Consider the following 12,675-nt stretch of genomic DNA (forward strand, 5'->3'; position numbering starts at 1 on the left):
GGCAAAGCCCAGAATCGAGCCAAAAAAAAGAGCTCCCGAGGGAGCCCTTTGTGAAGCGCTATGCTATTAGACGCCAGACGCCTTGGCTGCCGCGACGTCCTTGATGGACAGCTTGATACGGCCGCGGTTATCCACGTCCAGTACCAATACTTCGACTTCCTGACCTTCCTTGAGGATGTCGGTGACTTTCTCGACGCGCGCATCGCTCAGCATGGAGATGTGCACCAGGCCATCCTTGCCAGGCAGGATGTTGACGAAGGCGCCGAAGTCGACGATACGCTCGACCTTGCCCACGTAGATCTTGCCAATCTCGGCCTCGGCAGTGATACCCAGGATGCGCTGCTTGGCGGCATCTGCCGCTTCCTTGGTCTCGCCGAAGATCTTGATCGAGCCGTCGTCTTCGATATCGATCGAAGCCTTGGTCTCTTCGCAGATGGCGCGAATGGTGGCGCCGCCCTTGCCGATCACGTCGCGGATCTTGTCCGAGTCGATCTTCATGGCGATCATGGTCGGCGCGTTGGCCGACAGTTCGGTACGCGACTGGGCAATGATCTGGTTCATCTGGCCGAGGATGTTCAGGCGCGCTTCCAGGGCTTGGCCCAGGGCGATTTCCATGATCTCTTCGGTGATGCCGTTGATCTTGATGTCCATCTGCAGCGCGGTGACGCCCTTGGCGGTACCGGCTACCTTGAAGTCCATGTCGCCGAGGTGGTCTTCGTCACCCAGGATGTCGGTCAGAACGGCAAACTTCTCGCCTTCCTTGACCAGGCCCATGGCGATACCGGCAACCGGTGCTTTCATCGGCACACCGGCATCCATCAGGGCCAGCGAGGCACCGCAGACCGAAGCCATGGAGCTCGAACCGTTGGACTCGGTGATTTCCGAGACGACACGGATGGTGTACGGGAATTCGCTGTCGCTTGGCAGCATCGCCTGCACGCCACGACGCGCCAAACGACCGTGGCCGATTTCACGACGGCCAGCACCGCCCATGCGACCACACTCACCGACCGAGAACGGTGGGAAGTTGTAGTGCAGCATGAAGGGGTCTTTCTTCTCGCCTTCCAGGGTGTCCAGCAACTGTGCGTCGCGGGCAGTACCGAGGGTGGCAATGACCAGCGCCTGGGTCTCGCCACGGGTGAACAGTGCCGAGCCGTGGGTTTTGGGCAGAACACCGACTTCGATGTTCAGCGGACGCACGGTGCGGGTGTCACGGCCGTCAATGCGCGGCTTGCCGTTCACGATGTTCTCGCGCACGGTGCGGTATTCCAGCTCGCCGAAGATTTCCTTGATCTGGCCAGCGGTCGGGCCGGCTTCTTCGTTGCTCAGGCGGGCAATGGCTTCATCGCGCAGCTGGCCCAGGCGGGTGTAGCGGTCCGCTTTCTGGGTGATGGTGTAGGCCTGCGACACCTGCTCGCCAAATTCGGCGCGTACCAGGTTCATCAGCTCGGTGTTGGCGGCAGCAGGCTGCCAGTCCCACGTCGGCTTGCCGGCTTCTGCAGCCAACTCCTTAACGGCCTGGATAACGGCCTGGAACTCGTCGTGGGCGAACAGCACGGCGCCCAGCATCTGGTCTTCGGTGAGCTCTTTGGCTTCCGATTCAACCATCAACACGGCGGTTTCGGTACCGGCGACGACCATGTCCAGGCTCGAGGCAGCCAGTTGCTCATAAGTCGGGTTCAGCAGGTAGCCGGTGCTTTCGTGGAAGGCAACGCGCGCCGCGCCAATCGGGCCTTCGAATGGAATGCCGGAGATGGCCAGGGCCGCCGAGGTACCGATCATTGCGGCAACATCGGGGTCGGTCTTCTTGCTGGTGGAAACCACGGTGCAGACGACCTGCACTTCGTTCATGAACCCTTCAGGGAACAGCGGACGGATCGGACGGTCGATCAGGCGCGAGGTCAGGGTTTCTTTCTCGGAAGGACGACCTTCACGCTTGAAGAAACCACCTGGGATCTTGCCGGCAGCGTAGGTCTTTTCCTGGTAGTGAACCGACAGCGGGAAGAAGCCCTTGCCTGGATCAGCTTGCTTGGCACCGACCACGGTCACCAGCACGGTGACGTCGTTGTCGACGGTGACCAGCACGGCGCCGGTGGCCTGACGGGCAATGCGGCCCGTTTCGAGAGTAACGGTCGATTGACCGAACTGGAATGTCTTGATTACCGGGTTCACGGTTTCCTACCTTCTTCAGTGGCTCTTGGGGGAACTGTTTTCTTGCGAATGCTTGGGCAGTGCAGGGAATCGGCCCTATCTACCGTCCAGATACAACTCGAGGCCGGGAGCCTGGAACCGAGCATAAAATCGCTCGAATTACCAGGCTGCCAGCCTCGAAGTCATGCTTGGCGTGCCCCACGACAAGGCTGTAAAACAGCCCTGTCGAAGCCAGCGGCACGCCATGCACACCACCAACCAGGCCGCTATTAGCGACGCAGGCCCAGGCGAGCGATCAGCGCGCTGTAACGGGTGGTGTCTTTGCCCTTCAGGTAGTCCAGCAGCTTACGACGCTGGTTGACCATGCGAATCAGACCACGACGGGAGTGGTGGTCTTTGTCGTTGGCCTTGAAGTGGCCTTGCAGCTTGTTGATGTTGGCGGTCAGCAGAGCAACCTGTACTTCCGGGCTACCGGTGTCGCCGGCGGCTTGCTGGTGTTCGGCAACGATCTTAGCTTTTTCTTCGACGCTGAGGGCCATGAGGCTTCTCCTGATTAAACGGACCCCGCTAACGGGTTCCAATAGGCCAGGGACTTATCCCTGTATCAATAGAAAGAGGTGTGACCGTGCCTACTGACAGCCACCCTCTGCTCCACGGACCTCGGCAAATGCCCAGGCCCATGGTTTCGGTCATTCCGACCGAATCAATCGACGTGGCGCGATCCGCCCGTCTTCGCTCACTTCACCGATACCGATGAAGCGGGCATTGTGATCCTGTACACGAACCATGCCGAATTGCGGCGCGTCCGGTGCGCGCACTGCCTGCCCATGCAGCCAGTAGAAGGCGCTATGCTCGGACAGGCTCACCATCGGCCAGTCCTGCAGCCCGCTGTCCGACGGCATGAGGAAGCGATCGAGCGCTTCGTTGCCGCCTTCGGCGTGGGCCTGCTCAAGCTCCTCGAGCGTGACCGTCTGCGCCAGCGCGAAGGGCCCGGCCTGCGTTCTGCGCAGCTCTGCGACATACGCACCACAGCCCAGCACTTCACCGATATCTTCCACCAGGGTACGAATATAGGTGCCTTTGCTGCAGCCGACGCTCAAGCGTGCACGGGTGCCTTCGCATTCGAGCAGTTCAAGACGGCTAATAGTAACAGAACGCGCCTCGCGCTCCACTACCTCTCCTGCACGCGCCAGCTTGTATAACGGCTGACCGTCACGCTTGAGGGCCGAGTACATGGGCGGTATCTGGCTGATCGGACCACGAAAACCGGGTAGCGCGGCTTCCAGCTCGGCGCGACCAACGGTCACCTCGCGGGTGCGCAGCACCTCGCCCTCGGCGTCGCCAGTATTGGTCGTCTGGCCCAGTTGCATGACCGTCTCGTAGCCCTTGTCGGAGTCGAGCAGGTACTGCGAAAACTTGGTGGCCTCGCCGAAGCACAGCGGCAAGACACCGGTGGCCAGCGGGTCGAGGCTGCCGGTATGACCGGCCTTCTCGGCATTGAGCAACCAGCGCACCTTTTGCAAGGCAGCGTTGGAGGTGAAGCCCAAGGGCTTGTCCAGCAGGATGATGCCGCTGACGTTGCGGCGGATACGTTTGACCTGGGCCACCGATTACTCCTTGGTGCCAGACTCGTCGGCATCCTTGTGCAGGCGGTCTTCAGCCACTGCACGCTCGATCAATGCCGACAGGTGCACGCCACGGCTTACGCTCTCGTCGAAGTGGAAATGCAATTGCGGCACGCTGCGCAGCTGCATGGAGCGACCCAGGTGCAGGCGCAGGAAGCTGGCAGCGCTGTTCAGGGCCTTGAGCGACTGCTGCACGGCATCGGGGGTTTCTTCACCCATCACGGTGATGAACACCTTGGCATGGCCCAGGTCGCGGCTCACATCCACGGCAGTGATGGTGACCAGACCGACACGCGGATCCTTGACTTCACGACGGATCAGCTCAGCCAGTTCGCGCTGCATCTGATCGCCAATGCGTTGGGTACGGCTATATTCTTTGGCCATTCTTGTTACCTGTAACGTAAAGCGGCAAACGCCCGGTCAGAACGATGCCTGACCGGGCGCTACCTGAAGAGGTGCTGCAAAGCGCCCGCCAAGGCGCTTGCAGCCTGCTCACCCTTAGAGGGTACGAGCCACCTGGACTTTCTCGAACACTTCGATCTTGTCGCCGACCTTGACGTCGTTGTAGCTCTTCACGCCGATACCACACTCCATGCCGTTACGCACTTCGGCGGCATCGTCCTTGAAGCGACGCAGCGATTCCAGCTCGCCCTCGAAGATAACCACGTCGTCGCGCAGTACGCGGATCGGGCGGTTACGGTAGACGGTACCTTCGATGACCATACAGCCAGCGATGGCGCCGAACTTCGGCGAACGGAACACGTCACGCACTTCGGCGACGCCCAGGATGTTCTCGCGAACATCGCTGCCGAGCATGCCGGTCAGTGCTTTCTTGACGTCTTCGATGATGTCGTAGATCACGTTGTAGTAACGCATATCCAGACCTTCCTGCTCGACGATCTTGCGCGCACCGGCATCAGCACGCACGTTGAAGCCGAACAGTACTGCGTTCGAAGCCAGCGCCAGGTTGGCATCGCTCTCGGTGATACCACCTACGCCGCCACCAATGACACGAACCTGCACTTCGTCGTTGCCCAGGCCGCCGAGCGAGCCCTGCAGCGCCTCGAGAGAACCGCGCACATCGGTCTTGAGGACGATGTTGAGCGTCTTCTTCTCTTCCTGACCCATGGTCTCGAAGATGTTTTCCAGCTTGCCTGCGTGAGCACGGGCCAGCTTGACCTCGCGATACTTGCCTTGGCGGAACATCGCAACTTCGCGGGCTTTCTTCTCGTCAGCCACTACCGACAGCTCGTCACCGGCTTCCGGCGTGCCGTCCAGGCCAAGGATTTCGACCGGGATGGACGGGCCAGCTTCCTTCACAGGCTTGCCGTTCTCATCCAGCATGGCGCGAACGCGGCCATAGTTGGAGCCGCACAGCACCATGTCGCCCTGACGCAGCGTACCGTCCTGAACCAGGATGGTAGCGACTGGGCCGCGGCCCTTGTCCAGGCGCGATTCGACCACCACACCGCGCCCTGGGGCGGTCGGCGTAGCCGTCAACTCGAGGATCTCGGCCTGCAGCAATACCGCTTCGAGCAGTTCGTCCACGCCGGTACCCATCTTGGCCGAAACCTTGACGAATGGCGTGTCACCACCCCAGTCCTCGGAGGTCACACCTTCGACGGCCAGCTCGTTGCGGATGCGATCGAGGTCAGCACCAGGCTTGTCGATCTTGTTGACCGCCACCACCAGCGGTACGCCAGCTGCCTTTGCATGCTGAACGGCTTCGCGGGTTTGTGGCATCACGCCGTCGTCCGCCGCCACTACCAGGATGACGATATCGGTCGCCTTGGCACCACGGGCACGCATCTGGGTAAACGCAGCGTGGCCTGGGGTGTCGAGGAAGGTGACCATGCCGCGGTCGGTTTCCACGTGGTAGGCACCGATGTGCTGGGTGATACCACCGGCTTCGCCAGCAGCAACCTTGGCACGACGGATGTAGTCGAGCAGCGAGGTCTTACCGTGGTCAACGTGACCCATGACGGTCACGACCGGCGCACGGGACTCGGTCTGGCCTTCGAACTTCAGGGATTCGGCCAGGGAGTCTTCCAGGGCGGAATCGCTGATCAGCGTGACCTTGTGGCCCAGCTCTTCGGCGATCAGCTGCGCGGTTTCCTGATCGAGCACCTGATTGATGGTCACCGGGGTGCCCATCTTGAACATGAACTTGACCACTTCAGCGCCCTTGACGGACATCTGGTTGGCAAGCTCGGAGACGGTGATGGTCTCGCCGATGGTCACGTCACGAATGACAGGACCAGTCGGGTTCTGGAAGCCGTGCTGGTTACGCTTCTTCAGCTTGCTCTTGCCACCACGACCACGACGAGCGCCATCGCTCTCTTCGTCGGTGGTACGCGGCGCGGCACGAGGCGTCGGAGCCTTTTCCTTTTCCTTGACCTTAACCTTGATCGACACACGCGGCGCTTCGCCACGACGACGGTCGTCATCACGGGTGCGGCTCTCGTTGCGACGGGTCTCGTCTTTCTTGCGCTCGGCAGCACGAGCGGCAGCGTCTTCCGACGTCGGCGCATTGGCCACTACCGGCGCTGCGGCAGGGGCCGAAGCCTGTTCTGCCTTGGCCGCAGGGGCCGGAGCGGCAGCAGCGGCCTCAGCAGCTTGGCGACGTGCCTGCTCTTCGTTGCGCTGACGTACTTCGGCGTCAATTTTATCGCGGGCAGCGTTTTCAGCTGCACGGCGCTCTTCGAGCTCACGCTTCTGCTCAGCCTGGATCTCTTCCGGGCTGCGCTGCACGAATACTTTCTTCTTGCGTACTTCTACGCTGATGCTCTTACTACCGGCGACACGCAGGGTGCTGGTGGTTTTGCGCTGCAAGGTAATCTTGCGCGGTTCTTCCGCCTTGCTCTTGTGGCTGCTCTTCAAATGAGTCAGCAACGTCTGCTTCTCATTGTCGGTCACTACCTGACCGGCGTCGGTGTGCGGCAGACCTGCCTCACGCATCTGCTGCAGCAGGCGCTCTACCGGTGCCTCGACCTCTTGGGCCAGTTCTTTCACCGTGACTTGCGTCATGCACTTCTCTCCTCAGGCCGCGCCTAATTACTCGAACCAGTGGGCTCGGGCGGCCATGATCAACTTGCCGGCACGCTCTTCGTCGATGCCGTCGATGTCGAGCAGGTCGTCGATCGACTGCTCGGCCAGGTCTTCGCGGTTAACCACGCCGCGCACCGCCAGTTCCGCCGCCAGGTCCTTGTCCATGCCCTCAAGGGAGAGCAGGTCTTCGGCCGGATGGGCGTCTGCCAGTTTTTCTTCGGTAGCGATGGCCTTGGTCAACAAACGGTCCTTGGCTCGAGCGCGGAGCTCATTGACGATATCTTCGTCAAAGCCATCGATGTTGAGCATTTCTTCCAACGGTACGTAGGCAATTTCTTCAAGGCTGGTGAAGCCTTCGTCGACCAGCACTTGGGCCAGCTCCTCGTCGACTTCCAGTTCATCGATGAAATTGCGCAGGATGTCGCCAGTTTCGGCTTGCTGCTTGGCCTGGATGTCCTTCTCGGTCATCACGTTCAGGGTCCAGCCAGTCAACTGACTGGCCAGGCGAACGTTCTGACCGCCACGGCCAATGGCTTGGGCCAGGTTGTCTTCGGCGACGGCGATGTCCATGGCATGGGCATCTTCATCAACGATGATCGCCGCGACTTCAGCCGGCGACATGGCGTTGATGACGAACTGCGCCGGGTTATCGTCCCAGAGAACGATATCCACACGCTCACCACCCAACTCTCCGGATACGGCCTGGACGCGCGACCCACGCATGCCGATGCAGGCGCCTTGCGGGTCGATGCGCTTGTCCTTGGAGCGGACGGCGATCTTGGCTCGCGAACCCGGATCACGGGAGGCGGCCATGACTTCGATGAGGCCTTCAGCGATTTCCGGCACTTCGATGCGGAAAAGCTCGATCAGCATCTGCGGCGCGGTGCGCGACAGGATCAGCTGAGGACCACGGTTTTCGGTGCGAATTTCCTTGAGCAGTGCACGCAGGCGCACACCAACACGGAAAGTTTCGCGGGCAATGATGTCTTCGCGGGCCAGCAACGCCTCGGCGTTGTTGCCCAGGTCGACGATGACGTTGTCGCGGGTGACCTTCTTGACGGTGCCGGAGATGATTTCGCCCACACGCTCACGGTAGGCATCCACCACCTGCGCACGCTCGGCCTCACGGACCTTCTGCACGATCACCTGCTTGGCGGTCTGCGCGGCGATACGGCCGAACTCGATGGACTCGATCTTTTCTTCGATCACGTCGCCAATCTTGGCTTCGGGATGTGTGTCCTTGATCTTGTCCAGCCAGGTTTCGATGGCCGGATCATCGAGGTCGGCTTCATCGACCACGGTCCAACGACGGAAGGTCTCGTAGCTACCGGTGTGGCGGTTGATTTCCACACGCAGGTCGACTTCGTCTTCAAAACGTTTTTTGGTTGCGGTGGCCAGGGCCACCTCCAGCGCTTCGAAAATGACGCCGGGCGGTACACCTTTTTCGTTGGATACCGATTCAACAACCAGCAGTACTTCTTTGCTCATCGTACGCCTCGCCTTGCGCAAGCCATTGGGCCCGGATAATCCGTCGGACCCGGCACGTCTCAGTCAAAACTGGGAATAATATTGGCCTTGTCGATCGAATCGATCGGCAGTAGGAACTCCTGGTCGTCCACCTGGACCACCACATCCTGCTCCTCCACACCGCGGAGAAGGCCCTGGAAGTTACGACGACCCTCGAAGGGTGAGCGCAGCTTGATCTTCACTTGTTCGCCGGCATGCGAGGCAAACTGTTCCAGTGTGAACAGTGGGCGATCCATGCCTGGAGAAGACACCTCAAGGGTGTACTCGCTGCTGATCGGATCCTCGACATCCAGGATGGCGCTGGCTTGACGGCTGACAGCTTCGCAGTCGTCCACCAGAATGCCGCCTTCCTTGTCGATGTAGATACGCAATACCGAATGCTTGCCCTGGGAAACGAATTCGATCCCCCAGCATTGATAGCCCAGACCCTCGACAACCGGGGCCAACAAGGCCTGCAACTGTTCTAGCTTGCTCGACACCTGAACCCCCTCGTGCATGCTGTGCAAATAAAAAATGGGCGAAGCGCCCATCCCTGAAAGCGCCGTTGGACAACGACGCCTGAACTGTTCGGTTAGCAAAAAGCCCCTGAAAAGGGGCTTCGCTGAAGCTGGTTGCGGGGGCTGGATTTGAACCAACGACCTTCGGGTTATGAGCCCGACGAGCTACCAAGCTGCTCCACCCCGCGACAAAGCTGGGGCGAAAGTATAAGACCGAACCCACTTGAGGGTCAAATCCAAACCTTCACCTGCAAGAAAGCCCGCCAAGGCGGGCTCTCAAGCTTTAAATGGTACCGAGAAGGGGACTCGAACCCCTACACCCTATGGGCACAACCACCTCAAGGTTGCGTGTCTACCAATTCCACCACCTCGGCAATACTACTTTGAAACCCGTTACTTCTGCTCTTCTGCCGGAGGAGGTACATCACTCGAATTAGGAGTGGCTTCGCTCTTCTGTTCTTGGAGCACCGGTACATCATCATTGATGGCCGGCTTTGGCTGCTCTTTCACTTCTAGCACTGCTGGATCTGGAAGACCTGCTTGGCTAAGCTGGTGAGCTTGTTGCTTCGCGAAGTATCCTAACCCAAGTGCTGTCAAAAAGAAAGTGGCAGCGAGTATTGCAGTGAATTTACTTAGGAAGGTGGCAGAGCCCTGACTTCCGAAGACGGTATTGGAAGCACCCGCACCAAAAGATGCACCGGCTTCCGCCCCCTTACCCTGTTGCAACAGTACCAGCACTACCAGCGACAGCGCTGCCAACAGATGAAAAACAACGATGACTGTTTCCAGCATTTGTTCAGTTTCCTGCGGCGCGACAAATTGCACCGAATTCGTCTGCGTTCAGGGAAGCCCCACCAATGAGGCCCCCATCGATATCCGGCATGCCGAACAGTTCGGCCGCATTGGCCGCCTTCACGCTGCCGCCGTAGAGCAACTGCACCTTCGCAGCCACTTCAGCATCTTTCGCCGCAAGCTGGCTGCGGATGGCGGCATGCACATCCTGGGCCTGCTGAGGCGTGGCCGTTAGGCCGGTGCCGATGGCCCATACAGGCTCATAGGCAATTACCGCATTGGCAAACACACTAACACCGAAGGCTTCGATGATACTGTTGAGTTGACGCCCAACAACTTCGAGCGTTTTGCCTGCCTCGCGCTCTTCAAGGGTTTCCCCGATACAGAGCACTGGCTTCAAACCTTTGGCCTGAGCCGCTGCAAACTTGCGATTCAACACTTCGTCATCTTCGCCGATTACCTGGCGACGCTCCGAATGGCCAATCAACACCAACTTGCAACCTGCTTCAGCCAGCTGTTCCGGAGCAACTTCACCGGTCAGCGCGCCCTGTTCGGGCAATACTGCAGAATTCTGTGCGCCGACGATAATACCCTTGCCATCGAGTTCAGCAACCACCTGGTTGATGAACAAAGTTGGCGGGAATACCGCGACTTCCACCCCGCTCGGCAGGGCAAGATTACGCAAGCCCTCGGTCAGCTCAGCGACGCTGGCGCGGGTACCGTGCATCTTCCAGTTACCAGCAACCATAGGGCGACGCATGCTTTACCTCGTCGGTCAAAGTGGGCGCAGATCTTACCCAACCAGATTCGCGCTGGCAAGCGGCTTCAGGCACAAACTTCTGCGACGCGCTTTGCCAGTGCTTCGGCGTGCAGACGCACCTGGTGTTCATCCTCACCTTCGACCATGACGCGCAACAGCGGCTCGGTCCCGGATTTACGCAGCAATACCCGCCCACGGCCTGCCAGGGCCTCTGTGACCTGCGCGCTGGCTTGCTTGACGTCCGGATGCTCGAGCGGGTCCACGTCGCTTGCAGCGAAGCGTACATTGATCAGCACTTGCGGGCATTTGCGCAATGCCTGGCGCGCCTGGGCCAGGGTCTCGCCACGGCGCTTGAGCGCCATCAGCACCTGCAGCGCGGCGATGATCGCATCACCGGTGGTGGTGTAGTTGCAGCACACCACATGACCGGAATTTTCCCCGCCTATCAGCCACTCGCGCTCGAGCAGCTCGGCCATGACGTAGCGGTCACCGACCTTGGCACGCACGAACGGAATATCCAGGTCTTTGAGCGCCAGCTCCAGCCCCAGGTTGCTCATGAGCGTACCCACCACGCCGCCTTGCAGCTTGCCGCGGTCATGCAGGTCGCGCGCGATGATGAATAGCAGCTCGTCACCGTCGACGATCGCGCCGGTGTGATCGACCATCAACACACGGTCGCCATCACCGTCGAAGGCGATGCCCAGGTCCGCATGCCCGACCAGCACGGCGGCCTGCAGCGATTCGATGTGGGTCGAACCACAGCCTTCGTTGATGTTCAGGCCATCTGGCTGGGCGTGCAGCACAGTGACATCGGCACCCAGCTCACGGAACACGCTGGGCGCGACCTTGTACGTGGCGCCATGGGCGCAGTCGACCACCAGCTTGAGGCCGGCGAAGCTGGTGCTGCTGGGCACACTGCTCTTGCAGAACTCGATGTAGCGGCCGGCTGCGTCGTTGATGCGCGAGACCTTGCCCAGCTTGCTCGATTCCACAACGGTCATGGGCTGGTCGAGCAGCTCCTCGATCATCAGCTCCACTTCGTCCGGCAGCTTGGTGCCCTGCCCCGAGAAGAACTTGATGCCATTGTCATCGTGCGGGTTGTGCGAGGCACTGATGACGATACCGGCTTCGGCATGGAAGGTGCGGGTCAGGTAGGCAATGGCAGGCGTGGGCATCGGGCCCAGCAGCATCACATCCGCCCCGGCGGCTGAAAGGCCAGCTTCGAGCGCAGATTCGAACATGTAGCCGGAGATCCGCGTGTCCTTGCCTACCAGCACGCGGCAATGGCCTTGCTTGCGAAACGCCATGCCGGCTGCCCAGCCGAGCTTGAGCATGAACTCCGGGGTGATCGGGTATTCGCCGACGCGGCCACGAATGCCGTCGGTACCAAAATATTTTCTGCTCATAGGGACTCCAATGTTCTTATTCGGCGTGCTGAACGGCCGCGATCATGCGAACGACGTCAACGGTTTGTGCCACGTCATGCACGCGCAGGATACTTGCGCCCTTGGTCATGGCCAACGCCGCCAGCGCCAGGCTGCCATAGAGACGCTCAGCGACAGGACGCTCGAGCGTCAGGCCGATCATGCTTTTACGGGAAACGCCCACCAGAAGCGGACGCCCCAGACGATGGAGCGCTTCGAGGTGTTTGAACAGGCTGAGGTTGTGGGCCAGGGTCTTGGCGAAACCGAAGCCTGGATCGAGCACGATGCGGTCGGCCTCAATGCCCGCGTCCGCACAGGCCATCATGCGCTGCTGAAGGTAGCGCGCCACGTCCTCGGTGACATCGTCATAATGCGGGTCGTCCTGCATGGTGCCGGGCTCGCCGCGCATGTGCATCAGGCACACCGGCAGCCCGGTGGCAGCCGCGGCATCCAGCGCACCATCGCGTTCGAGGGCCCGCACATCGTTGATCAGGCCAGCGCCCAGGCGGGCGGCTTCGCGCATGACGGCAGGCGTGGACGTATCGACCGACACCACGACATCAAGATGACGGTGGATGGCTTCGACCATCGGCGCCACGCGCTCCAGCTCTTCGGTGACCGAAACGGGCCGCGCACCCGGGCGGGTGGACTCCCCGCCTACATCGATCAGCGTGGCTCCGGCGGCCACCATCGCTTCGGCGTGGCGCAAGGCCTCGTCGCGCTGACTGAAGCGGCCGCCGTCGGAGAAGGAATCGGGCGTGACGTTGAGGATACCCATGACATGGGTACGCGACAAATCAAGAACCCGATTGCCGCAAGGCAATCGGGTCGGGTGCTGCACTGAGCTCATA

11 protein-coding genes and 2 tRNA genes are annotated in these 12,675 nt (G+C 60.5%); all 13 read right to left on the minus strand.

Features of this window, described 5'->3' with window-relative positions:
* Positions 1-66 precede the first annotated feature (66 nt).
* Entirely contained in the window at positions 67-2,172 is a 2,106-nt protein-coding gene (pnp, locus tag FS777_RS00160; protein WP_145253495.1) for a polyribonucleotide nucleotidyltransferase, read from the minus strand.
* A 248-nt stretch (positions 2,173-2,420) separates the two neighbouring features.
* The gene (gene rpsO / locus FS777_RS00165) at positions 2,421-2,690 is read right to left on the minus strand and encodes a 30S ribosomal protein S15 (protein WP_023533188.1); all 270 of its coding nucleotides are present in this window, start codon (positions 2,688-2,690) and stop codon (positions 2,421-2,423) included.
* Between the two features lie 150 nt (positions 2,691-2,840).
* Positions 2,841-3,758, minus strand: coding sequence for a tRNA pseudouridine(55) synthase TruB (truB, locus tag FS777_RS00170; protein WP_027915407.1), 918 nt, complete (start codon positions 3,756-3,758; stop codon positions 2,841-2,843).
* A gap of 3 nt (positions 3,759-3,761) precedes the next feature.
* Positions 3,762-4,160: a 30S ribosome-binding factor RbfA gene (gene rbfA / locus FS777_RS00175; protein ID WP_012274243.1), complete on the minus strand. Its 399-nt coding sequence runs from the start codon at positions 4,158-4,160 to the stop codon at positions 3,762-3,764.
* A 114-nt stretch (positions 4,161-4,274) separates the two neighbouring features.
* Positions 4,275-6,803 carry a translation initiation factor IF-2 gene (infB, locus tag FS777_RS00180; RefSeq protein WP_058604758.1) on the minus strand — a complete coding sequence of 843 codons (2,529 nt, stop codon included), beginning with the start codon at positions 6,801-6,803 and terminating at the stop codon, positions 4,275-4,277.
* Positions 6,804-6,830: 27 nt separating this feature from the next.
* Entirely contained in the window at positions 6,831-8,312 is a 1,482-nt protein-coding gene (gene nusA, locus FS777_RS00185; protein ID WP_023533184.1) for a transcription termination factor NusA, read from the minus strand.
* Between the two features lie 59 nt (positions 8,313-8,371).
* On the minus strand, positions 8,372-8,830 hold the full coding sequence (gene rimP / locus FS777_RS00190) for a ribosome maturation factor RimP (protein WP_023533134.1): 459 nt from the start codon (positions 8,828-8,830) through the stop codon (positions 8,372-8,374).
* A gap of 129 nt (positions 8,831-8,959) precedes the next feature.
* A tRNA-Met gene (locus tag FS777_RS00195) sits at positions 8,960-9,036 on the minus strand.
* Positions 9,037-9,136: 100 nt separating this feature from the next.
* A tRNA-Leu gene (locus tag FS777_RS00200) sits at positions 9,137-9,222 on the minus strand.
* Positions 9,223-9,241: 19 nt separating this feature from the next.
* Positions 9,242-9,640 carry a preprotein translocase subunit SecG gene (gene secG / locus FS777_RS00205; protein ID WP_058604759.1) on the minus strand — a complete coding sequence of 133 codons (399 nt, stop codon included), beginning with the start codon at positions 9,638-9,640 and terminating at the stop codon, positions 9,242-9,244.
* A 4-nt stretch (positions 9,641-9,644) separates the two neighbouring features.
* A complete protein-coding gene (tpiA, locus tag FS777_RS00210; protein ID WP_058639195.1) occupies positions 9,645-10,400 on the minus strand; it encodes a triose-phosphate isomerase in 756 nt (251 codons plus the stop codon).
* Between the two features lie 65 nt (positions 10,401-10,465).
* Positions 10,466-11,806, minus strand: coding sequence for a phosphoglucosamine mutase (gene glmM / locus FS777_RS00215; protein WP_058604761.1), 1,341 nt, complete (start codon positions 11,804-11,806; stop codon positions 10,466-10,468).
* A gap of 16 nt (positions 11,807-11,822) precedes the next feature.
* Positions 11,823-12,674 carry a dihydropteroate synthase gene (gene folP, locus FS777_RS00220; protein WP_145253499.1) on the minus strand — a complete coding sequence of 284 codons (852 nt, stop codon included), beginning with the start codon at positions 12,672-12,674 and terminating at the stop codon, positions 11,823-11,825.
* Position 12,675 lies beyond the last annotated feature (1 nt).

This window comes from Pseudomonas sp. DE0157, assembly GCF_007678615.1.
In the GTDB taxonomy this organism is placed as follows: Bacteria; Pseudomonadota; Gammaproteobacteria; order Pseudomonadales; family Pseudomonadaceae; genus Aquipseudomonas; species Aquipseudomonas parafulva_B.

What these genes read in the sequence shown, in the direction of transcription:
- rpsO (WP_023533188.1), bottom strand. Translation starts at nt 2,690, where the DNA reads ATGGCCCTCAGCGTCGAAGAAAAAGCTAAGATCGTTGCCGAACACCAG.
- rbfA (WP_012274243.1), bottom strand. Translation starts at nt 4,160, where the DNA reads ATGGCCAAAGAATATAGCCGTACCCAACGCATTGGCGATCAGATGCAG.
- infB (WP_058604758.1), bottom strand. Translation starts at nt 6,803, where the DNA reads ATGACGCAAGTCACGGTGAAAGAACTGGCCCAAGAGGTCGAGGCACCG.
- nusA (WP_023533184.1), bottom strand. Translation starts at nt 8,312, where the DNA reads ATGAGCAAAGAAGTACTGCTGGTTGTTGAATCGGTATCCAACGAAAAA.
- secG (WP_058604759.1), bottom strand. Translation starts at nt 9,640, where the DNA reads ATGCTGGAAACAGTCATCGTTGTTTTTCATCTGTTGGCAGCGCTGTCG.
- tpiA (WP_058639195.1), bottom strand. Translation starts at nt 10,400, where the DNA reads ATGCGTCGCCCTATGGTTGCTGGTAACTGGAAGATGCACGGTACCCGC.
- glmM (WP_058604761.1), bottom strand. Translation starts at nt 11,806, where the DNA reads ATGAGCAGAAAATATTTTGGTACCGACGGCATTCGTGGCCGCGTCGGC.
- folP (WP_145253499.1), bottom strand. Translation starts at nt 12,674, where the DNA reads ATGAGCTCAGTGCAGCACCCGACCCGATTGCCTTGCGGCAATCGGGTT.